This is a genomic window from Olsenella sp. KH1P3, assembly GCF_900167315.1.
In the GTDB taxonomy this organism is placed as follows: domain Bacteria; phylum Actinomycetota; class Coriobacteriia; order Coriobacteriales; family Atopobiaceae; genus Olsenella_J; species Olsenella_J umbonata_A.
The window spans coordinates 47,964-69,410 of record NZ_FUWQ01000004.1 but is presented as its reverse complement, the minus strand read 5'-3'; the positions used below and the strand labels follow the sequence as shown (position 1 = coordinate 69,410).

General features: G+C 62.6%; 25 protein-coding genes. 3 read left to right on the top strand and 22 right to left on the bottom strand.

Annotation, left to right across the window (positions count from 1 at the left end; all coding sequences use genetic code 11):
* Positions 1-83 precede the first annotated feature (83 nt).
* From B5D13_RS06265 to B5D13_RS06160, 22 genes are all read right to left on the bottom strand, one after another.
* A complete protein-coding gene (locus B5D13_RS06265; RefSeq protein WP_032110525.1) occupies positions 84-269 on the bottom strand; it encodes a type Z 30S ribosomal protein S14 in 186 nt (61 codons plus the stop codon).
* Positions 270-325: 56 nt separating this feature from the next.
* Positions 326-883 (bottom strand): 50S ribosomal protein L5, encoded by a 558-nt coding sequence (gene rplE, locus B5D13_RS06260; protein WP_078687467.1) that lies wholly within the window; start codon positions 881-883, stop codon positions 326-328.
* Positions 884-1,153: 270 nt separating this feature from the next.
* Positions 1,154-1,957 (bottom strand): hypothetical protein, encoded by an 804-nt coding sequence (locus B5D13_RS06255; protein WP_078687466.1) that lies wholly within the window; start codon positions 1,955-1,957, stop codon positions 1,154-1,156.
* A complete protein-coding gene (locus tag B5D13_RS06250; RefSeq protein WP_159443998.1) occupies positions 1,957-6,813 on the bottom strand; it encodes a Spy0128 family protein in 4,857 nt (1,618 codons plus the stop codon). The genes B5D13_RS06255 and B5D13_RS06250 overlap by 1 nt, the downstream gene beginning before the upstream one ends.
* A gap of 41 nt (positions 6,814-6,854) precedes the next feature.
* On the bottom strand, positions 6,855-8,843 hold the full coding sequence (locus B5D13_RS06245; RefSeq protein ID WP_143327757.1) for a hypothetical protein: 1,989 nt from the start codon (positions 8,841-8,843) through the stop codon (positions 6,855-6,857).
* A 235-nt stretch (positions 8,844-9,078) separates the two neighbouring features.
* Complete coding sequence (rplX, locus tag B5D13_RS06240) at positions 9,079-9,393, bottom strand: 50S ribosomal protein L24 (RefSeq protein WP_078687463.1); 315 nt, start codon at positions 9,391-9,393, stop codon at positions 9,079-9,081.
* A 14-nt stretch (positions 9,394-9,407) separates the two neighbouring features.
* Entirely contained in the window at positions 9,408-9,776 is a 369-nt protein-coding gene (gene rplN, locus B5D13_RS06235; protein WP_078687462.1) for a 50S ribosomal protein L14, read from the bottom strand.
* An 80-nt stretch (positions 9,777-9,856) separates the two neighbouring features.
* Positions 9,857-10,123 carry a 30S ribosomal protein S17 gene (gene rpsQ, locus B5D13_RS06230; RefSeq protein ID WP_078687461.1) on the bottom strand — a complete coding sequence of 89 codons (267 nt, stop codon included), beginning with the start codon at positions 10,121-10,123 and terminating at the stop codon, positions 9,857-9,859.
* Between the two features lie 17 nt (positions 10,124-10,140).
* Positions 10,141-10,356: a 50S ribosomal protein L29 gene (rpmC, locus tag B5D13_RS06225; protein ID WP_078687460.1), complete on the bottom strand. Its 216-nt coding sequence runs from the start codon at positions 10,354-10,356 to the stop codon at positions 10,141-10,143.
* Between the two features lie 6 nt (positions 10,357-10,362).
* Complete coding sequence (gene rplP, locus B5D13_RS06220; RefSeq protein ID WP_078687459.1) at positions 10,363-10,788, bottom strand: 50S ribosomal protein L16; 426 nt, start codon at positions 10,786-10,788, stop codon at positions 10,363-10,365.
* Positions 10,788-11,501, bottom strand: a complete 714-nt coding sequence (gene rpsC, locus B5D13_RS06215) for a 30S ribosomal protein S3 (protein WP_078687458.1) — start codon at positions 11,499-11,501, stop codon at positions 10,788-10,790. The genes rplP and rpsC overlap by 1 nt, the downstream gene beginning before the upstream one ends.
* 7 nt (positions 11,502-11,508) lie before the next feature.
* Positions 11,509-11,862 (bottom strand): 50S ribosomal protein L22, encoded by a 354-nt coding sequence (gene rplV / locus B5D13_RS06210; RefSeq protein WP_078687457.1) that lies wholly within the window; start codon positions 11,860-11,862, stop codon positions 11,509-11,511.
* Between the two features lie 17 nt (positions 11,863-11,879).
* The gene (gene rpsS, locus B5D13_RS06205) at positions 11,880-12,140 is read right to left on the bottom strand and encodes a 30S ribosomal protein S19 (protein ID WP_078687456.1); all 261 of its coding nucleotides are present in this window, start codon (positions 12,138-12,140) and stop codon (positions 11,880-11,882) included.
* Positions 12,141-12,167: 27 nt separating this feature from the next.
* A complete protein-coding gene (gene rplB / locus B5D13_RS06200) occupies positions 12,168-13,004 on the bottom strand; it encodes a 50S ribosomal protein L2 (RefSeq protein ID WP_078687455.1) in 837 nt (278 codons plus the stop codon).
* Positions 13,005-13,141: 137 nt separating this feature from the next.
* A complete protein-coding gene (rplW, locus tag B5D13_RS06195) occupies positions 13,142-13,447 on the bottom strand; it encodes a 50S ribosomal protein L23 (RefSeq protein WP_078687454.1) in 306 nt (101 codons plus the stop codon).
* Entirely contained in the window at positions 13,447-14,073 is a 627-nt protein-coding gene (gene rplD / locus B5D13_RS06190) for a 50S ribosomal protein L4 (RefSeq protein ID WP_078687453.1), read from the bottom strand. Before rplD ends, rplW begins: the two co-directional genes overlap by 1 nt.
* 43 nt (positions 14,074-14,116) lie before the next feature.
* Complete coding sequence (gene rplC, locus B5D13_RS06185; RefSeq protein ID WP_078687452.1) at positions 14,117-14,737, bottom strand: 50S ribosomal protein L3; 621 nt, start codon at positions 14,735-14,737, stop codon at positions 14,117-14,119.
* Positions 14,738-15,045: 308 nt separating this feature from the next.
* Positions 15,046-15,354: a 30S ribosomal protein S10 gene (gene rpsJ / locus B5D13_RS06180; protein ID WP_078687451.1), complete on the bottom strand. Its 309-nt coding sequence runs from the start codon at positions 15,352-15,354 to the stop codon at positions 15,046-15,048.
* A 48-nt stretch (positions 15,355-15,402) separates the two neighbouring features.
* Complete coding sequence (gene fusA, locus B5D13_RS06175; RefSeq protein WP_078687450.1) at positions 15,403-17,499, bottom strand: elongation factor G; 2,097 nt, start codon at positions 17,497-17,499, stop codon at positions 15,403-15,405.
* Positions 17,500-17,526: 27 nt separating this feature from the next.
* Positions 17,527-17,997 (bottom strand): 30S ribosomal protein S7, encoded by a 471-nt coding sequence (rpsG, locus tag B5D13_RS06170; RefSeq protein WP_078687449.1) that lies wholly within the window; start codon positions 17,995-17,997, stop codon positions 17,527-17,529.
* A gap of 49 nt (positions 17,998-18,046) precedes the next feature.
* Complete coding sequence (gene rpsL / locus B5D13_RS06165) at positions 18,047-18,421, bottom strand: 30S ribosomal protein S12 (protein WP_013252466.1); 375 nt, start codon at positions 18,419-18,421, stop codon at positions 18,047-18,049.
* 220 nt (positions 18,422-18,641) lie between these two features.
* A complete protein-coding gene (locus tag B5D13_RS06160; RefSeq protein WP_078687448.1) occupies positions 18,642-19,031 on the bottom strand; it encodes an ArsR/SmtB family transcription factor in 390 nt (129 codons plus the stop codon).
* 157 nt (positions 19,032-19,188) lie between these two features.
* Here B5D13_RS06160 and B5D13_RS06155 point away from each other — a divergent pair, with 157 nt between their 5' ends.
* The 3 genes from B5D13_RS06155 to B5D13_RS06145 all read left to right on the top strand — a co-directional run bounded on the left by B5D13_RS06155 (position 19,189) and on the right by B5D13_RS06145 (position 21,445).
* Positions 19,189-20,040, top strand: a complete 852-nt coding sequence (locus tag B5D13_RS06155) for a nucleotide-binding protein (protein ID WP_159443997.1) — start codon at positions 19,189-19,191, stop codon at positions 20,038-20,040.
* A 76-nt stretch (positions 20,041-20,116) separates the two neighbouring features.
* Positions 20,117-20,323 (top strand): 4Fe-4S binding protein, encoded by a 207-nt coding sequence (locus tag B5D13_RS06150; RefSeq protein WP_078687446.1) that lies wholly within the window; start codon positions 20,117-20,119, stop codon positions 20,321-20,323.
* Positions 20,324-21,445: a 3-methyl-2-oxobutanoate dehydrogenase subunit VorB gene (locus B5D13_RS06145; RefSeq protein WP_200802620.1), complete on the top strand. Its 1,122-nt coding sequence runs from the start codon at positions 20,324-20,326 to the stop codon at positions 21,443-21,445. It begins immediately after the preceding gene.
* Positions 21,446-21,447 lie beyond the last annotated feature (2 nt).

Below are 21,447 nucleotides of genomic sequence, written 5' to 3'. Positions count from 1 at the left end.
TCCTTCTCCTTTGTTAGTGATGAAACTGCGCATGCGGTTCACTCGAGCCCATGGCCCCAGCGCCTGCACGCGAGAGCTCCTTCTTACCAGCTTGCCTTGCGGACGCCAGGGAGCTCGCCCTTGCTAGCCAGCTCGCGGAAGCAGACACGGCAGAGACCAAACTTGCGGTAAACGGAGTGGGGACGCCCACAGCGCTGGCAACGGTTCTGCTTGCGCGTCGAGAACTTCGGCTCGCGGTTCGCCTTGACGATCATCGATGTCTTAGCCACAAATCCTCCTTCAGGAAGAGGCCCCAGACTCCCTGGGGCGACTTACAAACTATTGACTAGGCCTTCTTGAACGGGAAGTTGAAGGCAGCGATGAGTGCCTTGCCCTCCTCGTCAGTCTGGGCGGTGGTCACGATGGTGATGTCCATACCACGAGTGCGGTCGATGGAGTCGAAGTCGATCTCGGGGAAGATCAGCTGCTCGGTGACGCCCATGGAGAAGTTGCCGTGGCCGTCAAAGCTGTTGGCCTTGATGCCTCGGAAGTCGCGGATGCGCGGGATGGCGATGGCGATCAGGCGATCCAGGAACTCGTACATGCGGTCGCCGCGGAGGGTAACCTTGGCGCCGATAGCCTGGCCCTGACGCAGGTGGAAGGTTGCGATCGACTTGCGAGCGTGCGTGACCATCGGCTGCTGGCCGGTGATGGCGCGAAGGTCGCGGACGGCGCCCTCGATGGCCTTGGAGTCGGTAGCGGCCTCGCCGACGCCCATGTTAACGACGATCTTCTCGATCTTCGGGATCATGTTGACGTTCTTGTAGTTGAACTGCTTCTGCAGCTCGCCGCGAATCTCGGAGCGGTACTTCTCCTTGAGGCGCGGGGTGATGCTCTCTGCCATTTGACACTCCTTACTATGGGGTTTTAAGTGCGGGGTCGGTCCTCGCACCTCCTGGATGGCTCCAGGAGCCGGTTGCGCCAGATGAGTTCGAGACATAGCTCTCCCTATCTAGAGACGCAAGTTGCAATAATACGCCCTTAGGAGCCGAAAGGGGCCGATAGCTGGAATATCCACAATTCTCCGCAGCTTGTTCACGTACGCGAGAAGGGCTTGGCGTCCGAGTCGTCAAGCCCTTCTCCCCTGTTTCTACACATATACCCAAATGCGGTGTTAGTCGCCCTGACGCTCCTTGTCCGCCGTATCGTCGTGGCTGGTCGCGCCGTGGCCGGACTTCTTATGGCGGGCCACAAGGCCAAGGCCGATCGCCGCAAGCCCGAGCGCGAGCGCCGGGACGATTGGCGCAACGAGGTCGCCGGTCTGGGCCAGACGCTCGAAGAGTGACGCCTGCTTGGACGTCTGCCCCTCCCCCTCGCGCGCGACGGCCTCGTCCTCGCCGCGCTTGGTGACGGTCACGGTGCGCTCGTCCGGCAGCGCGTCGTCGTAGAGGGCAAAGCTGAACTTGTCGGCCAGAACGCAGTTCTGGGAGCCGTCCGCCTTCTCGGCGCCGGTCAAAATGACCGCCGTGGTCTCGAAGTTGGAGTCCGAGAGCAGATAGAAGCTGACGGGGTCCGCCTTCTGGTAGCCATCCGGGGCGGCAAGCTCCACGAGGACGTAGCGTGTGGCATCGGCCGCATCGGCCGACGCGTTGAGGCGCGCGTTCTTGGCGATGTGGTGCACCTCGTTTGCCGTCCACCAGCTGTCGACGGGGTCCGAGAGATCGCCTGCGTCGTAGTCCTCCTGGGTGAAGATGGCCATGTGGGCGCCCACGACGTACTCTCCGCCGTCGGAGCCGACCTTGGCGACGTTGAGCTTGGTGGTCTCGTCGCTCACGCCAGCGCCGCCGCGCTTGTACTCGAGCGTCACGTCGGCAGCGACCGCCGGCGCCGCAAGCGCACACGAGAGCGCCGCACAGATCGTCACCACGAGCAGAAGAGGTGCGGCGCAACGGGCCGCCCCATTGTCGATGCGATTCATTATTTCAGTCCCTTGACGAGTTGAGAGAACGTCGGGTCGTCCTCGTAGACGAGGTGGTACGTGCCACCCTCGGCGCTCACCGTGAAGTACGCGGAGCGATACGGGTCGACCAGGTGGCCGGCAGGCGCGGACTCCTCCTTGAAGTAGTAGGCGACACCCTCGGTGAGGGGCACGTCGAAGGTCATGTAGCCGTCGTCGCCCGAAACCTGGTTGCCCATGTAGACATCGTTGCCGTTGGGGTCTATCATCCACAGCCCATAGCGGGCGTCGGCAAGCGGCTCGTACGGCGCGTCCTTCGAACGCTTCTGGACGCGGACCGCAAGCGTCTTGACGGAGTTCACGAATGTTGGGTCGTCGGTCGGGGCCCCGTCCTTAGCGTAGCTTCCGCGCGCGACCAGCCTGCCGCCCTTGTCCTCGGTCACCGACACGTGATAGGCGATGGTCGAGCCATCGTAGTTGATGGTCTGGTCGGAGCCGTCGGCCTGCTCGACGATGCGGAAGTCATACTCGCCGGGCTGTGTGAACGTAAGCCCGCCGATCAGCTGCCCGGAACCGTCCTGCTGGCTGGACGCATCGAACCTAACGGCGCCCGTCGCGTCGTTGGTCGCCGTGGCCACAAGATTGCCCTGGGCGTCCAGAAGGGCGAAGCGGAACTGCCCCGCGCTCATCGTGGCACCCTTGAGCTCCTTCCTCACTTCGGGGACGACGCTCACCTTGCGGGCCCTCTGGGCCTTGCCCGCAAGCGAGACGCCCCTGAAGGAAAGCCTCACGTTGGCGTTGTTGTAAAAGGCAATTGCGCGGTCGCTCGAAAGGCTCGCATCCACCCCCATAAGCTGCTGGCAGACCGAGGTGGTCTGGTCAGGGGCGACGTGGACCCTGATCAGATACTCGCTGAGGTCGTTGGCGTCAGGCTGGTCCTGCAGCTCGCGCAGGACATAGTAATAGTCGCCCGGCTTGCGGTAGCCGATCTGGGGAAGGTCGATCCCGGCGACGCCGTTCGCGAACTTCTGGTTGTGAACGGTCACGCTGAACTGCTGGCCGTCATCGACCACGTCCTGCCCCCCGGCATACGCAACGCCTGCCCCGGAGCGCGAATTGCCCTGGGCATCGGTCGCCTTGAGCTCATACGAGAAGGACGCGGCGCCATCGGGCCCGAAGTAGTGCTTCTCCGCACGGATGGACGCGGTCGCGTCGAAGCGCGTGTTGACGAAGGTCGCTGGATCGCCGCTCGCCGCATCGCCGTCGTAGCTGACGGCGGTCTGCAGGGTTCCGCTGCCGTCGTCGGTGACGTGAACCGTCACCTTGGCCTCGTGAGCATCATAGGTGACGCCGTCAAGCGTCCGGGTCCCGTCGCCGTTGTCGGTGGCCCCGGAGGGAATGTCCTCGCGCACGGAGTATGCGAAGTCCTTCTCGTAAACGCGCTTGCCGCCCTCAACCATCTGCGAGGAGTCAAAGGCGAGCGGCTGGAACCTCACCGTGCCGTCGGATCCGTTGGTCGCCTGCCCCACAACGTTGCCGTCGGCGTCGGAGAGCGTGAAGCTGAACTGGCCCTCCGCAAGGGGAAGCGCCTGCCCCGCGGCGGATCTGAAGGCCTTGCGGACCTCGACCGCAGCCGAACCCTGGGCCTCGTAGCTGTTGGTAAAGGCAATGCCGCCGTTGTCGTAGGAGGCGGTCGCCTCCAGCTGGCCCCGGCCGTTGTCGGCAACATTGATCGTGACGGGCTGCGCGCTGTCGTCGTAGGTGACTCCCCCGCGCGCGGCATCGTCCCGGGGCGCAAGCTCCCTCACCACGTAGTGGTAGCTGCCCGCCTTAGTAAACTGGTTTGCAGGAGTGCTAAGCGAGAACGTGCCGTCCGCACGGTTGGTGGCGGTGGCCAGCGGCTCGGTCGCGTCGGAGCTCTCGTACAAGCCGAAGGCGAACTCCCCGGCCTTGAGGTCGCGGCCCTCGAGGACCTTCGTGCCCTCTACGGTCACGCCCGTGGGATCGGTTTGGTACGTGTTGACGAAGTCAAGCGCGCGTGCGCTATCTGAGGCCGTCACGCCAAGGGTGCCGTCGCCGTTGTCGGCGACATTTGCCGTCACCGTATAGGTTGCGGAAGAGTACGTGACGCCGTCCCCCGTCTGCCCGGCGCCATCCTCGCTCACGGTGTAGCTGTGGCTTCCGACGTCCTTGCAGGTGTACTCGATGGGAGCGAAGATGATTTTCCCGCTCGCATCGTTAGTGCCCGTCGCCACAACGTCCTGCCCCTCGCGAACGGTGAAGTGATAGGCACCCGCCTCGAGCGTCTTGCCAGTGAGGGTCTTGGTCCCCTCGAGCGTCAGGGAGCCCTTCGCCTCGTAGCTGTTGCGGAAGACGGGGACCTCCGCCCGACCGTCGTCATAGCTCACGCTCGCGACGAGGCTGTCGCCCTCCTTGCGGACGTCGACCACGGCCTTGTGCGCCGACGCGTCATAGACGACGCCGTCCTTGGTCGCGTGCTGGGCATCCACGCCCTGGGGCAGCTGCTCCGCAATCTGATACTCGTAGCGGCCAGGCGCGTCAAACTCGATTTCGCCGAAGGAAGGCGCCTTGTTGTCGCTCGTCGCGGTGATGGCGTCGGAATCGGGCATAGGGGCGCCCTGGGTCAGCGGGCTCAGCCTGAAGCCGAATGCAGTGCCCTTCTCCCACTTGTTGTAGTCCTTGGACACGCCGAGCGTTGCCGTGGCGCGCGCCATGGTGGTCTTCGCGTTGTTGAAGCAAGGCTTACCCTCTACGGGCTGCGTGCACGCCTCGTCGTAGTAGTACTCGGGGTCGGACGCAACATACTGGTACGCCGTCGTACCATTCTGGGTGGAGACCACGCGGGCGACCCTCACCTTGGCGTAGTAGACGGTCGCGTCCGGCTTGTAGGAGTTGCCGTCTGCGTCGGTCGCGCCCTGCGACTCCCTGATGCGGTACAGGTAGTCCTGTCCGTCGGTCGAGGAACTGTAGTTGTCTTGGTTGTACTCGATCGCGTCGAACGTGACGTCCTTGCCGTCGTTCTGCTTGGTCTGGATCGTCTTCCACCGGTCGCCATCCTTGTAGTCGAGGTCGAAGGAGAAGCCCGAGGCCGTCGAGTCGCTGCCGTCTACCAGCTTGTTCGCACCGAGCGTTGCCGACGACCCCTCGTGAAGGACCTTCTCCTTGTCGTAGACGTTATGCCACTCGCCGCTGCCGATGACGACCTTGTCGGCCACGAGCCAGCCGCTCGACGTCCCGTCAACCTTAACGCAGGCCTTGGGCGCAAGTACGACGCCAGTGATGGAGCCGCAGATGTCGAGGTCCGTGGCGTTCATGAAGTTCCAGACGATGCTGGTGGGCACTCCGGCCTTCGCTGCCTGGTCACCCAGGAAGCTGTCGGCACCCTGGCCATTGACGTCGTACTTCTGGATTCTGGACACGTTGCCCGTGACGTTGAACACGATGGTCTGGTTGTCGTCCTTGTAAATCTGCAGCCTGGACGCCTCCGAGAGCGCCTTGCCGTAGAGGTCGTCGTCAAGCGTCACATAGTAGGCGCCCGCACCGCGACCCCTCGTGTCAAGCTCGTACTTCTGGCTGTTCTTGTTGTAGGCCAGTGCGGCGTTGGCCTGATGGGCGCCGAGCGTGGCCGACTGGGAGCGACCCTGGTCCAGAAGGGCATTTACCTCGGCCTCGAGTTGCTCCGCGGACTCGCTGTCGTCAATCTTGAGGTAGCTTGCCCCGACGCTCGCGACCTTGCCCTTGTCCTCGGGGTTGGTCTTGACGTACGCGCCGTCGCCCTTGATCTTGAACTCGGTGTCGACGTGAGCCAAGATGAACGTCTGCTCGACGGGATTGGTTTTGTCGTTTCCCGTTTGCGTGCTACACCTGCCCGTGATGGCCGCGACGTTGGTCTCCGCGTCCCCTCCCGTGAGGGTGAAGTCTCGCGCGATGACGCCGTAGTACACGCCCCCCTTCAGGATGGAGTTGTACGTGTCGCTTCCGGGAGCCGAGAAGCCCTTGGCCTCGATCTTGTACTCCTGCCCCGCCTTCGCGTCTCCCTGGGGCAGCGTCAGGACGTACCTGTTGCTCAGCACGTCTCCCGTGGAGTACCTGGCCTCGTTTTGGTCGTACTTGTGCTCCGCCCTCAGGTCGCTTCCCGTGAAGAGCGTGACCTTGTACGAGACGTTCGGGTCAATCGAGCCGCCTCCGCCGCCGATCTTGTTGCCGTTCTGGTCGCGCAGCTCGTCAACGTTTGCACCATACAGGCCGTTTCCGCGATACTCGAGCGGCGCCGTCACACGGGCGTTGTTCGGACCCTCGATGTAGACGGCAAGCCTCTCGCCAATCTGGTCGTTAGCGGGCTTGCCGTCGGAGTCGGTCAGCTGAAGCGAGAAGTCCAGCTGCCTGCCGTTCGCCGCAGAAAGGTTGTTCGCGCTTGTGGCGAGCGACATCGCCTCGACGCCGTCCTGCACCCGCTCGGCCTCGTGCGTGCTCACGCCGATGCCCATACCGCCCTGAATCTGGCTGGCGCGAACGGTATAGACACCGTCCGCGTCAGGAGCGAGCACCTGCTTGCCGCCATTGACCGAGACCGAGACCTCGTCAAGCTCGCGCCCCTCGTCGGGCGAGACTCTGAACCTGAAGTCTGCGCCAGCGGGAAGCGTCACCTTAGTCGCAGGCGCGCTGATGGTCTGTCCGTTGTAGCTGATGTACGCTCCCTCGAGGCCCAGGGCCACGTCCACGGTTTGGGCTGGCGCCGCAACCGCAACGGGCGCCTCCTCCCTCCCCTCCTCGACAGCGCCAGCCGTCACCGGCATCTGGGTCACCACCATGGTGAATGCAAGAAATGCGGAAAGGGCCCTGCGTCCCATGCTCATGCTGTCCTTCACGTTCGTTCTCTCGATTCGAGCTCTCATACCTAGCGGACCTCGCGTCCGTCTGCGCCATCGTCCTCCGCGCGCCTCCTGCGCCTGCGGAGCACGGCCACGATCACCAGCGCAAGCGCGGCCGCGCCCGCGATGGCGGCCAGGCACTTTTCCCAAAGGGGCGTCTCTGCTGCCCACGTGCCCGCACCGCCCGAGGCAAGCGGCGTCTCGTTGTCGTCAATGCGCACGGTGTTAAGGTCGTCGCCCTCGCCGTTCACGATCGTCGGCTCACCAAACCCGTTGTCCACCGTCGACAGCTGCTGCCCCGCCGGAGCGCCCGTCGTGACCGCATCACGCAACGACGCGGAACGCTGGTCAGACGTGCCCTCGCGTGTTCCGTCGCGTTCGGTTCCCAGGTCGACGTAGGTCGTCCTCCCCGGAACGAAGTCGAATAGCACGTTGGTGATGACGGTGCGCTGGCTTGCACTGTCGTTCACATCGCGGTAGTAGACGGTGTACGTGGAGCCGGGCGTGTAGTAGCCGGTCCTGACGCCGCCCTCCTGCCCGTCGAGTCGGACGTAGCTCTTCGGCCCGACGGTCAGGCTTGCTGGCGTATCGATGACGACGTCCTCGCGCATGTCGGCGCTCAGCGTGCGGTTGTCCTCGCCAATCTGCTCCCCCGTCGCAACGTCGACGTACCTGACCGTGACGGCACGGTCCGAACGGTCGACCTTGGTCCCCCTTGGGGCGTAGTAGACATATGTGACGGGGCCACTCTGGCCCCACACGTAGCTGAAGTCGCTACCGTTGACGGGAGACCAAGTCTTGCCGTCAACGTCCATGTTGCCAGCGTAGTAGCTCGCCGGACAAGAAGCCCCGTTGGACGGGCCAACCTCGACGCGCTCCATGCCGAGCACCCTGCCCGACCCCTCCTGGGTGGCATCGATCTTGACGATCTGCCAGTAGGTCTTGCCCTGCACGCGGCGATAGCGCACGTCAAAGGTGCGCTGCCCGTCTTGCACGCCCTCGTCACCGGGGGCAAGCGAAAGCGTCGCGTCGCCGTCAAGCTCGTACGCCTCGATCACGCCGTCGCGGTCGGCATCCTTGTAGAGCGCGGGCGGATTGGCGTAGATGACGTCGCCAGCAACCGAGACGCTGTCGCAGGCAAGCACGTTGCCCTGTTCGTCGACCATGCGAATCTTCGCAGTATAGAACCCCTGCTTCCCGGCAAGGCCGTCACTCACCTTCTTGCAGCGCACCGTAAAGTCGCGCTGCCCAGGGTTCGCGGCGTCGAGCGTCTTGTTAAAGAAGACCGTGCGGTAATAGCCGCCATTGTCGGCCTTGATGATCTGAGGCACCTCGACCGAGCGATGCTCGCCCCAGGCGACGTCACCTATGCCCTGGACAAGAAGCCTTTCTCCGCTGTCATCCACATACGTAATCGAGCCAGACTCCACCTCGTGACCATCGTTTTGCGCCTTGTATCGATACGCAGAAGAGGCCGTGCAGCCTCCGTCGAGTTCGTAGGTGTCGCTGCCATACGAGATCGTCTTGGGCGCCGCAAACGCGCGCTGCTCGGATCCGATGGTCCTCCAGGCAATGAGACGCTTCCCAGCAACGCCATCCAGCTCCGCATAGACCGGCTCCACCCTTCCGCGGTAGAGAAGGGCGTGCTCGTCAAAGTCGGAATAGGCGCTTATCTCGTAGCTTGCCGAGGGGTCGATTGCGCCGAAGTCCGCAGACACGATTCCGGTGACCCCTCCGTCGGAAGACGCGAGCCCGTCGTTCGAGAGCGTGTACGCAAGATGGTCGGCGAAGAGCTTGCCGTCTTTGGTAACCGAGCAGTACACCGTATCGCCGACGCTTCCGTCCACCGAGAGGACATCGATCGAGGTGCCGCTCTGTACAAGCGCATAGCAGTCGTTGCCCGTGACGCTCAGCGCCAGGGCGCTCGTCGGGACGCACAGGAGCCCCAGTCCCAGGGAAGCCGCACATGCACCTGTCAGCGCAACGCCCCTAAACCGCATTCCGCGTAGTTGCATTCGATTAATTTCTGCATTGCGCACGTTCACTGCGCCGCCTCGCTTACCGAATATATATTGACAGTTTTGACCATAAATGACCTTTGTCAGTCTATCCCAGTCAACGCCTGGACCGTAACGTCTACCGGAGTCAAAACGTTTTTTCGCGCAAGCATCAAATTGACAGCCTCGCGACATGAAAAAAGAGGCCCATCCCCTTACGGGAACGAGCCTCTGAAAGTCGCCTAAGCAGAACTTAGAACTTGGCGCCGCACTTCTTGCAGACGCGGACCTTCTTGCCATCCTCGACGTCGTGGCCGACGCGAGTGGCCTTGCCGCAGCTGGGGCAGACGAGAGCAACGTTGGAGACGTCGATTGCAGCCTCCTTCTCGACAATGCCGCCCTGCTGGCTGGCCTGGGTCGGGCGCTGGGCCTTCTTCACGACTGCAACGCCGCGAACGATGACCTTGCCCTCAGCGGGAAGGGCAGCAATGACCTCGGACTGAGTGCCCTTGTCCTTGCCGGACAGGACCTCGACCTGGTCTCCCTTCTTAACATTCATCTTTGCCATGAGTGTCTCTCTCCCTACAGCGTCTCGGGTGCGAGCGAGACGATCTTCATGTACTTGTGGTCACGCAGCTCGCGAGCGACGGGCCCGAAAATACGGGTGCCCTTGGGCTCGCCTTCCTTGTCGACCAGAACGCAGGCGTTCTGGTCGAACTTGATGTAGCTGCCGTCCTTACGACGGGACTCCTTGACCGTGCGAACGACAACGCAGCGAACGACGTCGCCCTTCTTCACGGAGCCGCCCGGCGTAGCCTCCTGCACGGCGCACATGATGACGTCGCCGAGGCCCGCGTAACGGCGCTTGGAGCCACCCATGACCTTGATGCACTTCACGCGCTTCGCGCCGCTGTTGTCAGCGACGTTGAGCATGGTCTCCATCTGAATCATTACAGTTCCTCCGAACGGGTTCCCCTAAGAGGTGCGGTCACACGAGCGCCGCACGTTAGGGAATGGGGTGAATACGATCGTTACTTGGCCTTCTCCACGATCTCCACGACGCGCCAACGCTTGGTCTTGGACATCGGACGGGTCTCCATGACGCGAACGGTGTCACCAAGACCGCACTCGTTCTTCTCGTCGTGGCAGTGGAGCTTCTTGTGGATGGTCATCATCTTGCCGTACTTGGGGTGGTGCTTACGGTAAGTGATCTGAACGGTGATGGTCTTGTCGCCGGAGAGGGAGATGACCTCACCGGTGCGGACCTTACGCGCGTTCCTGCTTTCGGTATCTGCCATTTCTTATCTCCTGCGAACTAGTTCTGCGCAGCGGCGTTGTCCGCTGCATTCTTACGAGCGCGCATCTCGGTCTGGATGCGAGCGATGTCGCGCTTGACGAGGGTCACGCGGGCCGTGTTGTCGAGCTGGCTGGTAGCCATCTGGAAGCGGAGGTTGAAGAGCTCCGCGCGGCCGTCCTCGAGCTTCTGGGCAAGCTCCTCGTCGGAAAGCTCACGAATGTCCTGGTACTTCATAGTTGGTTACTCCTCCACGTCCGACTTGGCGCGGGTCACGATCTTGGTCTTGATCGGGAGCTTGTGCTGAGCAAGGCGCAAGGCCTCCTTGGCAACGGACTCCTCGACACCACCAAGCTCGAACATGATGCGGCCGGGCTTGACGACAGCCACCCACTCCTCGGGATTACCCTTACCGGAACCCATGCGGGTCTCAGCGGGCTTCTTGGTGATGGGCTTGTCCGGGAAGATGGTGATCCAGACCTTGCCGCCACGCTTCATCTCACGAGTCATGGCGATACGAGCGGCCTCGATCTGACGGTTGGTGATCCAGTGAGCCTCAAGGGCGACGAGACCGTACTCACCGAAGTGGAGCTCGGTGTTGCCCTTTGCGTGGCCCTTCATGGAGCCACGCTGGACCTTGCGGTGAAGAACGCGCTTAGGTGCGAGCATTAACGGCCCCTCCTCTCATTGCGACCACGACGGGGACGGCTCGTGCCCTCAAGCGCCGGGTTGGGCGCAGGCTGGCCGGGCATCTTCTCGCCGAGGTAAATCCAAACCTTGATGCCGCAGGCGCCCATGGTGGTGCGAGCGGTGGCCTCGCCGAAACCGATCTTGGCACGGAGGGTGTGCAGGGGCACGCGGCCCTCGCGGTACCACTCACGACGGCCCATCTCGGCGCCGTTCAGACGGCCGGAGCACTGGATACGAATGCCCTTGGCGCCAGCCTTGCGAGCGGACTGGACGGCCTTGCGCATGGCGCGACGGAAGGCGATGCGGCCCTCGAGCTGCTCGGCGATGGACTGAGCGACGAGCTGCGCGTCGAGCTCAGGACGCTTGACCTCGATGACGTCGACGGAGATGTTGCCCTTGGTGACGCCGGAGATCTTCTCGAGCTCGCCACGAAGGTTGTCGATCTCGGCGCCCTTCTTGCCGATGACGATGCCGGGGCGGCCGGTGTAGATGACGACCTTCACCTTGTCGCCGGTGCGCTCGATGTCAACGCGAGACAGTGCGGCGGAAGCAAGCTTCTTCTCGAGGAACTTGCGAATCTCGAGATCGTTGCCAAGGCTCTTGGCGTAGTCCTTCTTATCGGCGTACCAACGGGAACGCCACTCCTCGGTGATGCCGAGACGGAAGCCGGTAGGCTGTACTTTCTGACCCATTCTTCCCCTACGCCTCCTTTCCAGGTGCAACGACGACAGTGATGTGGCTCGTGCGCTTGTTGATGCGCGAAGCGGAGCCCTTGGCGCGAGGACGGATGCGCTTGAGCGTGGGGCCCTCGTCGACGTAGGCGTACTTCACCACAAGGTTGTCAGCGCGGAGGTTGTTGTTGTTCTCGGCGTTGGCAACAGCAGAGCGCAGGACCTTGGCGACCGGCTCAGCGGCAGCGCGGGTGGAGAACTGAAGAACCTCGAGCGCCTTATCAACGGACTTGTTACGAATCTGGTCGACGACCATGCGGACCTTACGCGGCGCCATGCGCACGTACTTCGCGGTGGCCTTGACCTCAGTGTTGTTAGCCATTTACTCCATACCCCCTGTTATGCCTGCTTGTGGCCGCGGAAGGTGCGCGTGGGAGAGAACTCGCCAAGCTTGTGACCAACCATGGACTCAGTGACGTATACGGGGACGTGCTTGCGGCCGTCGTGGACAGCGATCGTGTGACCGACCATCTCGGGGAAGATGGTGGAAGAACGCGACCAAGTCTTGATGACGTCCTTGGTACCAGCCTCGTTCTGAGCGGCGACACGCGCAAGGAGGCGAGTCTCCACAAACGGGCCCTTCTTGAGACTTCTGCTCATTCTTGGAATCTCCTATTCGTGTTCCGACTACTTCTTGTTGCGACGACGAATGATGAGGCGGTTCGAAGCCTTCTTCGGGTCGCGGGTCTTCTTGCCCTTCGTCGGGATACCCCAAGGAGTAACGGAAGGACGACCAGAGGTGTGGTTCTTGCCCTCGCCGCCGCCGTGCGGGTGGTCGACAGGGTTCATGACGGTACCACGAACGGTCGGACGAACGTTCATGTGGCGCTTGCGGCCAGCCTTGCCGATGACAATGTTGCCGTGCTCGGCGTTGCCAACGACACCGATGGTGGCGCGGCACGTGAGAAGGACGCGGCGAAGCTCGCCGGAGGGCATGCGGAGAGCCGCATAGCCGTTGTCCTTGCCCATCAGCTGGACGGAGGTGCCGGCGGAGCGAGCCATTGCGGCGCCCTTGCCAGGCTGGAACTCGACGTTGTGGACAAGCGTGCCGACGGGAATCTCAGAGAGCGTCGTGCAGTTGCCCGGCTTGATGTCGACGTCCTTGGTGCCAGAGACGACCATGTCGCCAACGTGCAGTCCCTCGGGAGCGAGGATGTAGGCCTTGGCGCCGTTCAGGTAGTGGAGAAGGGCGATGCGAGCAGAGCGGTTGGGGTCATACTCAATCGTGGCGACCTTAGCCGGCACGTCGTCCATCTGGCGCTTGAAGTCGATCCTGCGGTACTGGCGCTTGTTGCCGCCACCCTGGTGACGGGTGGTGATACGGCCGTTGTTGTTACGGCCAGCCTTCTTGGGCAGGGGCTCGAGGAGAGACTTCTCGGGCTTGTCGGTGGTGATCTCAGCGAAGTCGGAGATCGTCTGCCAACGACGGCCTGCGCTCGTAGGCTTGAGGTGTCTAACTGCCATTACTTCATTCCCTTTCTGTTCCGTTGGCCATCTCGCTCAGGGAGTGGCGAGACGACACCGGATTACCACGGTACCGCGCGTATCCATCACGTGCGGCATAACAGCCCGGCCTCCCAAAGGAGGCTCGGGCGGCTTAACTACTCCTCAGCAGCTGCCTGCTGGTTGGAGAAGACCTCGATCTGCTCACCCTCAGCGAGAGTGACGACGGCCTTCTTCCAGGTGCGAGTCTTGCCGGTGACATAGCGCACGCGCTTGTTCTTGGGCTTGACCCACATGGTGTTGACCTTCTTGACGTGCACGTTGAAGAGCTTCTCAACGGCGGAGGCAATCTCCTCCTTGGGGGCCTTAGCGGAAACCTCGAAGGTGTACTTGCCCTCAGCCATAAGGTCGAAGGAACGCTCGGAGACGACCGGGCGGATGATGACTTCGTAGGCGGAGTTCATTATGCGAGCACCTCCTCGAGCTGCTTGGCAACCGCAGCGGACATGACGAGAGCGCTGTTGTCGATGAGGTTGCGGGTGTTGGCCTCGGAAACGCCAATGACGTTGACCTTCGGGAGGTTCCTGAAGGCAAGGTAGGTCTGAACGTCGTCGTCGGCAACGACAACGGTGACACGCTTGTCAGCGACGCCCAGGGCAACGAGGACAGCCTTGGCCTGCTTGGTCTTGCCCTCCTCGAGCTTCAGCTCATCCAGGAGGAAGAGCTGGGAGTCAGCGAGCTTGCCGGAGAGGACGGAGCGCATAGCGAGCTTCTTCTCCTTGTTGTTGCTGCGCTTGGCGTGGCTGTGGGGGTTGGGGCCAAAGACAACGCCGCCGCCAGCCCACTGAGGCGCACGGATGGTGCCCTGACGAGCACGGCCGGTACCCTTCTGGCGGAATGGCTTGACGCCGCCGCCGGAGACCGCAGAGCGGTTCTTGGTGGAGTGCGTGCCCTGGCGCATGCATGCCTCATAGGCAACAACGACCTGGTGCACGACCGGGATGTTCGGCTCGATGCCGAAGACGTCAGAGGAGAGCTCGACCGTACCGGCCGCCTTTCCCTCAACGTTCTTAAGATCGATCTTGGACATTAGTCCTCCTTATAGACCTAAAGGATTGTTTTCCAACGGGCCCTTAGGCCATGCGGATGGAGACGAGGGCGTTCTTGCCGCCGGGGATTGCACCCTTGATGAGCATGAGGTTCTGCTCAGCATCGACGCGAACGAGCTTGAGGTTCTTGACGGTGACGCGCTCATCGCCCATGTGACCTGCCATGTGGAGGCCCTTGCGGACGCGAGCGGGGTACGCGCACTGGCCGATGGAGCCCGGGCGACGCTGGTTGCGAGAGCCGTGGGTCATGGGGCCACGCGAGAAGTTCCAGCGCTTGATGGTGCCCTGGAAGCCCTTGCCCTTGGAGGTGCCGGTGACGTCGACGGTCGTGACGTCAGCGAAGTCGGCAACAGTGACGACGTCGCCAGTGTTGTGCTCCTCGCCCTCAGCAACGCGGACCTCGCGAAGGTAGCGCATGGGCTCGACGCCAGCCTTGGCAAAGTGACCCGCCATGGGCTTGTTGACGTGCTTGGACGTGATGTCTCCGAAGCCAAGCTGAACGGCATCGTAGCCGTCGGTTGCCTTCGTCTTGACCTGCGAGACGGTGCAGGGGCCGGCCTGGACGACGGTGACGGGGACGACGTTGTCGTTCTCATCCCACACCTGCGTCATCCCGATCTTACGGCCGAGAATCATGCTGACCATTCCTGGTCCTTTCCTTAGGTGGTCATGGGACCAAAGGAGCGCGTCCTGCGCTCTCCCCCCAGCGGACCACATCTGACGTGTGCCTCACCCTCATGCTTCTTGCCGGCATCCACGGGCAGGTACCGACTCACAGGTGTCGGTAAGTGGATAGACGCAGCAATCCCCATAAAAGTGCAGCCTGAATAGTGTACACGCACGGCACCGTGGCTTGGCTCACTAGTTTTCATCTCACAATCCCTGCAAATTCGGCAAACGTAAAAAGGACCCCTCCGAGCGGAGGGGTCCAAATATACGCTGCTGAGAAGAGCTTAGAGCTTGATCTCGATGTCAACGCCCGCGGGAAGGTCGAGACGCATGAGCGAGTCGACGGTCGAGGAGCTGGGGTCGAGGATGTCGATCAGACGCTTGTGGGTGCGCATCTCGAACTCCTCACGGCTGTCCTTGTCCTTGTGCGGCGAGCGGATGACCGTGTAGAGGTTGCGCTCGGTAGGCAGGGGAATGGGGCCGGAGACGCGGGCACCGGTCTTCTGAGCGGTGTCGACGATGAGCTTCGCAGACTGGTCGATGACCTCGTGATCGTAGCCCTTGAGGCGGATCCTGATCTTCTGGCTTGACACTTGAAATACCTCCATTGAATGGCAGTTGGCTGCCGATGGCCACTTTACTTACGAGGCGCTGCCGCCGTTCTTGCTGACAATCTCGTCCTTGATGTTCTTGGGGACGGCCTCATAGGAGTCGAACTGCATCGTGTAGGATGCGCGACCCTGAGTCTGGGAGCGAAGATCGGTTGCGTAACCGAACATCTCGCCCAGGGGGACCTTGGCACGGATGACCTTGGTGTTGGCACGATCCTCCATGCCCTCGATCTTGCCACGGCGACCAGAGAGGTTGCCCATGACGTCGCCCATGTACTGCTCGGGCGTCTCGACCTCGACGAGCTCGATCGGCTCGAGAAGGACGGGATCAGACTGCTTCAGGGCCTCCTTGATGGCCATGGAACCTGCGACCTTAAATGCGGCCTCAGAGGAGTCGACCTCGTGGTAGGAGCCGTCGACCAGGGTGACCTTGATGTCCTGGACGGGGTAGCCGGCGATGACGCCGCACTCGAGCGCCTCCTTGATGCCCTTGTCTACAGAGGGGATGTACTCCTTGGGGACGGAGCCACCGACGGTGGCGTCAACGAACTCGTAGCCAAAGCCGGGCTCCATGGGCTCGAGGTCAATGATGGCGTCGCCGTACTGACCACGACCGCCGGACTGGCGGACAAACTTGCCCTGGCAGTGCTTGACCTCGTGACCAGCGGTCTCGCGGTACGCGACCTGGGGCTTGCCGACGTTGCAGTCGACGTGGAACTCACGACGCAGGCGGTCGACGATGATCTCGAGGTGAAGCTCGCCCATGCCGGCGATGATGGTCTGGCCGGTCTCGTGATCGGTGTGGACCTGGAAGGTCGGGTCCTCCTCGGCGAGCTTGGCGAGGCCAACGGACATCTTGTCCTGCTCGGCCTTGGTCTTGGGCTCGACGGCGACGTCGATGACGGGGTCAGCGAAGTCGATGGACTCAAGGATGATCGGGTTCTTCTCGTCGCAGAGGGTGTCGCCGGTCTGGGTGTTCTTGAGGCCGACGCAAGCGACGATGTCACCGGCGGCGCAGTTGTCACGGTCGACACGGTCGTTGGCGTTCATCTCGAGGATGCGGCCGAGGCGCTCACGCGAGTCCTTGACGGAGTTGTAAACGTAGGAACCGGAGTCGGCCATGCCGGAGTAGACGCGGATGTAGGTCAGCTTGCCGACGAAGGGATCGGTCATGATCTTGAAGGCCAGAGCAGAGAAGGGCTCCTTGGGATCCGCGTGACGGATCTCCTCCTCACCCTTGTCGTTCTTGCCGTCGATCTCGGCGACGTCGAGGGGGCTCGGGAGGTAGTCGATGACTGCGTCGAGGAGCTCCTGGATGCCCTTGTTCTTGTAGGCGGAACCAACGAAGACGGGATTGAGCTCACCGGCGAGGACGCCCTTTCGAATGGCGGCCTTGAACATGTCGACGGGAATCTCCTCCTCCATGAGGACGGCCTCCATGAGCTCGTCGGAGAAGTTGGCAGCCGCTTCAAGCAGCTCCTCGCGCTTCTCGGCAGCAAGCTCGGCGAACTCCTCGGGGATGGCATCCATCTTCTCGGGGAAGATCATGCCCTTAGCATCCTCCTTGAAGTCCCAGGCCTCGTTGGTGACGAGGTCGACGAGGCCCCAGAAGTTGGCCTCGGCACCCATCGGGATCTGAGCCGCGACCGCGTTGGCGCCCAGGCGGTCCTTCATGGTCTCGATGGCGTGGAAGAAGTCAGAGCCGACACGGTCGAACTTGTTGATGAAGGCGATGCGAGGAACGCCGTAGTTCGCAGCCTGACGCCAGACGGTCTCGGACTGGGGCTGAACGCCTGCGACAGCGTCGAAGACGGCAACGGCGCCGTCGAGGACGCGAAGGCAGCGCTCGACCTCAGCGGTGAAGTCGACGTGGCCCGGGGTGTCGATGATCTGGATGACGTGATCCTTCCAGAAGCAGGTGGTAGCTGCGGAGGTAATGGTTACGCCGCGCTCCTGCTCCTGAACCATCCAGTCCATCGTGGCTGCGCCGTCGTGGACCTCACCGATCTTGTGGGTCTTGCCGGTGTAGTAAAGAATACGCTCGGTCGTGGTCGTCTTACCGGCGTCGATGTGGGCCATGATGCCGATGTTACGAAGGTCTTCGAGCTTGTACTTAACTTTTGCCATAAGTCTCTACTCCTCGGATTCCCTAACTTAGAAACGGTAGTGAGAGAACGCGCGGTTGGCCTCTGCCATCTTGAAGAGGTCCTCACGCTTCTTGACAGAAGCGCCGACGCCGTTGGCGGCATCGAGAATCTCGTTGGCAAGGCGCTCGGCCATGGTCTTCTCCTTGCGAGCACGGCTGAAGTTAACAATCCAACGGATGGCGAGGGTGGTAGCGCGGCGGGAGTTGACCTCCATAGGAACCTGGTAGGTAGCGCCACCGACACGCTTGGGCTTGACCTCGAGGGTCGGGCGGACGTTGTCCATGGCCTTCTTGAAGGTGGCCAGGGCGTCGCCGTCGGTCTTCTCCTTGACGATGTCAAAGGCACCGTAGACGATGCGCTCGGCGGTGGCCTTCTTGCCATCGAGGAGGACCTTGTTGATGAGCTGGGTCACGAGACGGTTGTTGTAAACGGCGTCCGGCATAACCTCACGACGGACTGCTGCTGCACGACGCGGCATGATATATCTCCTAATAACTCGTAGCTAATTCAGACTAAGGTGCGGAGTCCTACTCCTTGGGGCGCTTAGCGCCGTAGCGGGAGCGACCCTGCTTACGGTCCTGAACTGCTGCGCAGTCATAGGCACCGCGGACGATCTTGTAACGGACACCAGGGAGGTCGCGAACACGGCCGCCACGGATCAGGACGATGGAGTGCTCCTGAAGGTTGTGGCCCTCGCCGGGAATGTAAGCGGTGACCTCGATGCCGTTGACGAGACGGACACGGGCGACCTTACGAAGAGCCGAATTCGGCTTCTTGGGGGTCGTGGTGAAGACGCGCGTGCAGACGCCACGCTTCTGGGGGTTGTGCTGGAGTGCTGCGTTCTTCGACTTGGCCTTGTGAGAGACGCGGCCCTGGCGAACAAGCTGGTTGATGGTAGGCAAAGCTCTTCTCCTTATTCGTTCAAACAGAGTGTGTGGTGCGCGAGCACCTATGTATCAGAAGCACCTCAGCACCGATGCCTCGGATTGTCGGACAGATATGATGCGCACAAATGCGCAAGCGTGTACTTTACGCGCTTGCATGCAGGGTTGTCAAAACACCACGGACCCGGGCGTATCCCTTTTCCACGTTCTGCCCACAAGCGGGGTAAGAAGCGCGTGTCTACTCGCTCGTCTCCACGTCTTCCGACGCGTGCTGGAGACCGACGCGCATGAGCTCGGCCACGTGGGCGTCGGCAAGGCTGTAGATCATGCGCTGGCCGTCGCGTCTGGCGTTCACCAGGCCACGGTCACGCAGGAGCCTGAGCTGATGGGAGATGGCAGACTGCGAGACGTGACAGACTTCCTGAAGGTCGGACACGCTCCTCTCACCCTCGACGAGGACTCCCAGAATCTGGAAGCGCGTGAAGTCGGACAGGGCGTCGAATATCTGCGTAGCGCTATACACAACGTCGTCGTTTGCCAGGAGCTCGCGCAGCTGGTGGCCGTCAACCTCCTTCGCGTCAACGCCCCCAAAGTCCAAACTCGCCTCGTGCTCGCGCTGATCCGACATGCCCGCCCCCTCTATTTCTGCGTTACGTTTCCAGTGTACCCCGCGCCCGGCCAACGTGACGATTGGGGCACGGCTTTTGGGACGCGCCCACATCGCAGGTAGACTGGAGCGGACAAGACACGAGGCCAAACCACCGACGAAGATGCAGGTGAGCAGCATGAGCACAACGGACAGCACCCGTCAGATCGACCCTCTGGACCTTCCCGCCATCACGGTCCTGGTGGGACACGCCGGCGTCGGCAAGACGAACACCGCCCTCGGCCTGGCGCTCGCCCATGCTGCGCGAGGCCTTCGCGTGGCCCTCTGTGACCTGGACGTCGTCAACCCCTACTTCCGCTCGAGCGACTACGCGCGAGAGCTTGAGGAGAAGGGCATCGAGCTCATCGCCCCGGTGTTTGCCGGAACGACGCTCGACACGCCCAGCCTGAGCGGCCGCCTGGACGCGGTGGTCGAGCGTGTCACGCAGGCCCAGGCGCAGGCGGGCCGCGCCCCCTCCCCCGAGAGGCTGATCATAGACGTGGGCGGAGACGACGACGGAGCCACCACGCTGGGACGCTATGCAACGCAACTCAGGCAGGCGGGCGCGTGTGTCCTGTACGTCGCAAGCGCATACCGCAGCCTGACGCAGACGCCAGAGGAGGCCGCGGCGATGCTTCCCGACATCGAGTGGCACGCCCGCCTGAAGGCCGACGCGCTCTTGAACACCAGCAACCTCTCCGACCAAACCACGCCCGAAGACGTTCGCCGCGGGCGCGCCTTCGCCTCCAGGCTCTCGAGCCTGACGGGCCTGCCTTTTGCCGGGAGCGTGGTGCCGCGCGCGACGATAGCGGCCCTTGCCTCGGAAGGTCCGTGCCAAGGGGAGGCGCGGGCACTTCTCGCCAGCGGCGGAGCGTGCGAAATCTGCGGCTCGTCGGCACCTGAAATTGCCGCGTTGTTAACAGACGCCGATTCGCCGTCAGAAAAACTCATCATGGTGTCTAGATTTGTCTCTATGCCCTGGGAGATGTAGAGGGGTCCCCGGGGCAGCATAGCGGCCAGAACGACCGCATGACCAACGCTTATGCCCCCAGAGAGGGAGGGATCGCATGGCTCGCATCATTGTTGACGATGTGCACTGTAAGGGCTGTGGCCTGTGCGTCGCGGCCTGTCCCAAGGGCGTGCTCGCGCTAGACAGCGAGCGCATCACGCCAAAGGGCTACCACCCCGCCAAGCTCGTTGACCCCGATGGATGCATTGGATGCTCTTCGTGCTACATGACCTGCCCCGACGTCGCTATTACGGTGGTGAGATAAATGGCAGATCAGCAGATTTCAGCCGCCTCGGAGGACCGCGTCCTCATGAAGGGCAACGAGGTCCTGGCAGAGGCCGCCATGCGCGCCGGCTGCCGGTTCTTTTTTGGCTACCCCATCACGCCGCAGACCGAGCTCGCCGCCTACATGGCCAAGAAGCTCCCCAAGATCGGCGGCACGTTCCTGCAGGCCGAGTCCGAGATCGCCGCGATCAACATGGTCTACGGCGCGGGTGCCGCTGGCGCGCGCGCAATGACCTCGAGCTCGAGTCCCGGCGTCTCGCTCAAGGGCGAGGGGGTCTCGTACATGGCGGGCGCCGACGTCCCCGGCGTCATCATCAACGTCGAGCGTGGAGGTCCCGGCCTGGGTGGCATTCAGCCCTCGCAGTCCGACTACTTCCAGGCGACGCGCGCCATGGGCCACGGCGACTTCTTCATGCCGGTCCTCGCGCCCAGCACCGTGCAGGAGATGGCTGACCTCATCTACCTGGCCTTCGACCTGGCGGACGAGTACCGCACCCCCGCCATGATCCTGGCGGACGGCATGATCGGCCAGATGATGGAGCCCGTCACGCTGCCTCCCGCACGCGACCCCAAGGACCTCCCCAAGAAGCCCTGGGCAACCACCGGCACACACATGGAGCGAGAGCACAACGTGATCAACTCGCTCTTCCTGACGCCGCAGAAGCTTGAGGACACCAACCGCGAGCGCTTCGAGCGCTACAAGAAGATCGAGGCGACCCAGCAGCGCCAGGAGCTCTTCATGTGCGACGACGCCGACATCGTCCTGGTTGCATTCGGAGCCGCGTCGCGCATTGCCCGCACGGCCGTTCGCGCCGCACGCAACAAGGGCATCAAGGCAGGCCTCCTGAGGCCCATCACCCTGTGGCCCTTCCCGACCAAGGCAATCGACGGCATCGTCGAGGGCGGCGCGAAGGCATTCATGTCCGTCGAGCTCAACATGGGCCAGATGGTCCAGGACGTCGAGCTGGCCACACGCGGCCGCGTGCCCGTGTCTTTCTACGGCCGCACCGGTGGCGTTCTTCCCACGCCCGAGGAGATCCTCGAGCAGATCGAGCTCCGCGCAAGCGAGCTCGGTATCAATCCCGCAAAGGCAGGTGAGTAACC

Coding starts and splice junctions, on each gene's coding strand:
- rplP (WP_078687459.1), bottom strand. CDS start 10,788: ATGCTCGCACCTAAGCGCGTTCTTCACCGCAAGGTCCAGCGTGGCTCC.
- B5D13_RS06150 (WP_078687446.1), top strand. CDS start 20,117: ATGGCTCGCATCATTGTTGACGATGTGCACTGTAAGGGCTGTGGCCTG.
- rplV (WP_078687457.1), bottom strand. CDS start 11,862: ATGGCTAACAACACTGAGGTCAAGGCCACCGCGAAGTACGTGCGCATG.
- rpsC (WP_078687458.1), bottom strand. CDS start 11,501: ATGGGTCAGAAAGTACAGCCTACCGGCTTCCGTCTCGGCATCACCGAG.
- B5D13_RS06250 (WP_159443998.1), bottom strand. CDS start 6,813: ATGAGCATGGGACGCAGGGCCCTTTCCGCATTTCTTGCATTCACCATG.
- rpmC (WP_078687460.1), bottom strand. CDS start 10,356: ATGAAGTACCAGGACATTCGTGAGCTTTCCGACGAGGAGCTTGCCCAG.
- rpsG (WP_078687449.1), bottom strand. CDS start 17,997: ATGCCGCGTCGTGCAGCAGCAGTCCGTCGTGAGGTTATGCCGGACGCC.
- rplW (WP_078687454.1), bottom strand. CDS start 13,447: ATGAACTCCGCCTACGAAGTCATCATCCGCCCGGTCGTCTCCGAGCGT.
- rplD (WP_078687453.1), bottom strand. CDS start 14,073: ATGTCCAAGATCGATCTTAAGAACGTTGAGGGAAAGGCGGCCGGTACG.
- rplB (WP_078687455.1), bottom strand. CDS start 13,004: ATGGCAGTTAGACACCTCAAGCCTACGAGCGCAGGCCGTCGTTGGCAG.
- B5D13_RS06160 (WP_078687448.1), bottom strand. CDS start 19,031: ATGTCGGATCAGCGCGAGCACGAGGCGAGTTTGGACTTTGGGGGCGTT.
- rpsQ (WP_078687461.1), bottom strand. CDS start 10,123: ATGGCAGATACCGAAAGCAGGAACGCGCGTAAGGTCCGCACCGGTGAG.
- B5D13_RS06245 (WP_143327757.1), bottom strand. CDS start 8,843: ATGCAACTACGCGGAATGCGGTTTAGGGGCGTTGCGCTGACAGGTGCA.
- rplX (WP_078687463.1), bottom strand. CDS start 9,393: ATGGCAAAGATGAATGTTAAGAAGGGAGACCAGGTCGAGGTCCTGTCC.
- B5D13_RS06155 (WP_159443997.1), top strand. CDS start 19,189: ATGAGCACAACGGACAGCACCCGTCAGATCGACCCTCTGGACCTTCCC.
- fusA (WP_078687450.1), bottom strand. CDS start 17,499: ATGGCAAAAGTTAAGTACAAGCTCGAAGACCTTCGTAACATCGGCATC.
- B5D13_RS06145 (WP_200802620.1), top strand. CDS start 20,324: ATGGCAGATCAGCAGATTTCAGCCGCCTCGGAGGACCGCGTCCTCATG.
- B5D13_RS06255 (WP_078687466.1), bottom strand. CDS start 1,957: ATGAATCGCATCGACAATGGGGCGGCCCGTTGCGCCGCACCTCTTCTG.
- rplN (WP_078687462.1), bottom strand. CDS start 9,776: ATGATTCAGATGGAGACCATGCTCAACGTCGCTGACAACAGCGGCGCG.
- rplC (WP_078687452.1), bottom strand. CDS start 14,737: ATGGTCAGCATGATTCTCGGCCGTAAGATCGGGATGACGCAGGTGTGG.
- rplE (WP_078687467.1), bottom strand. CDS start 883: ATGGCAGAGAGCATCACCCCGCGCCTCAAGGAGAAGTACCGCTCCGAG.
- rpsS (WP_078687456.1), bottom strand. CDS start 12,140: ATGAGCAGAAGTCTCAAGAAGGGCCCGTTTGTGGAGACTCGCCTCCTT.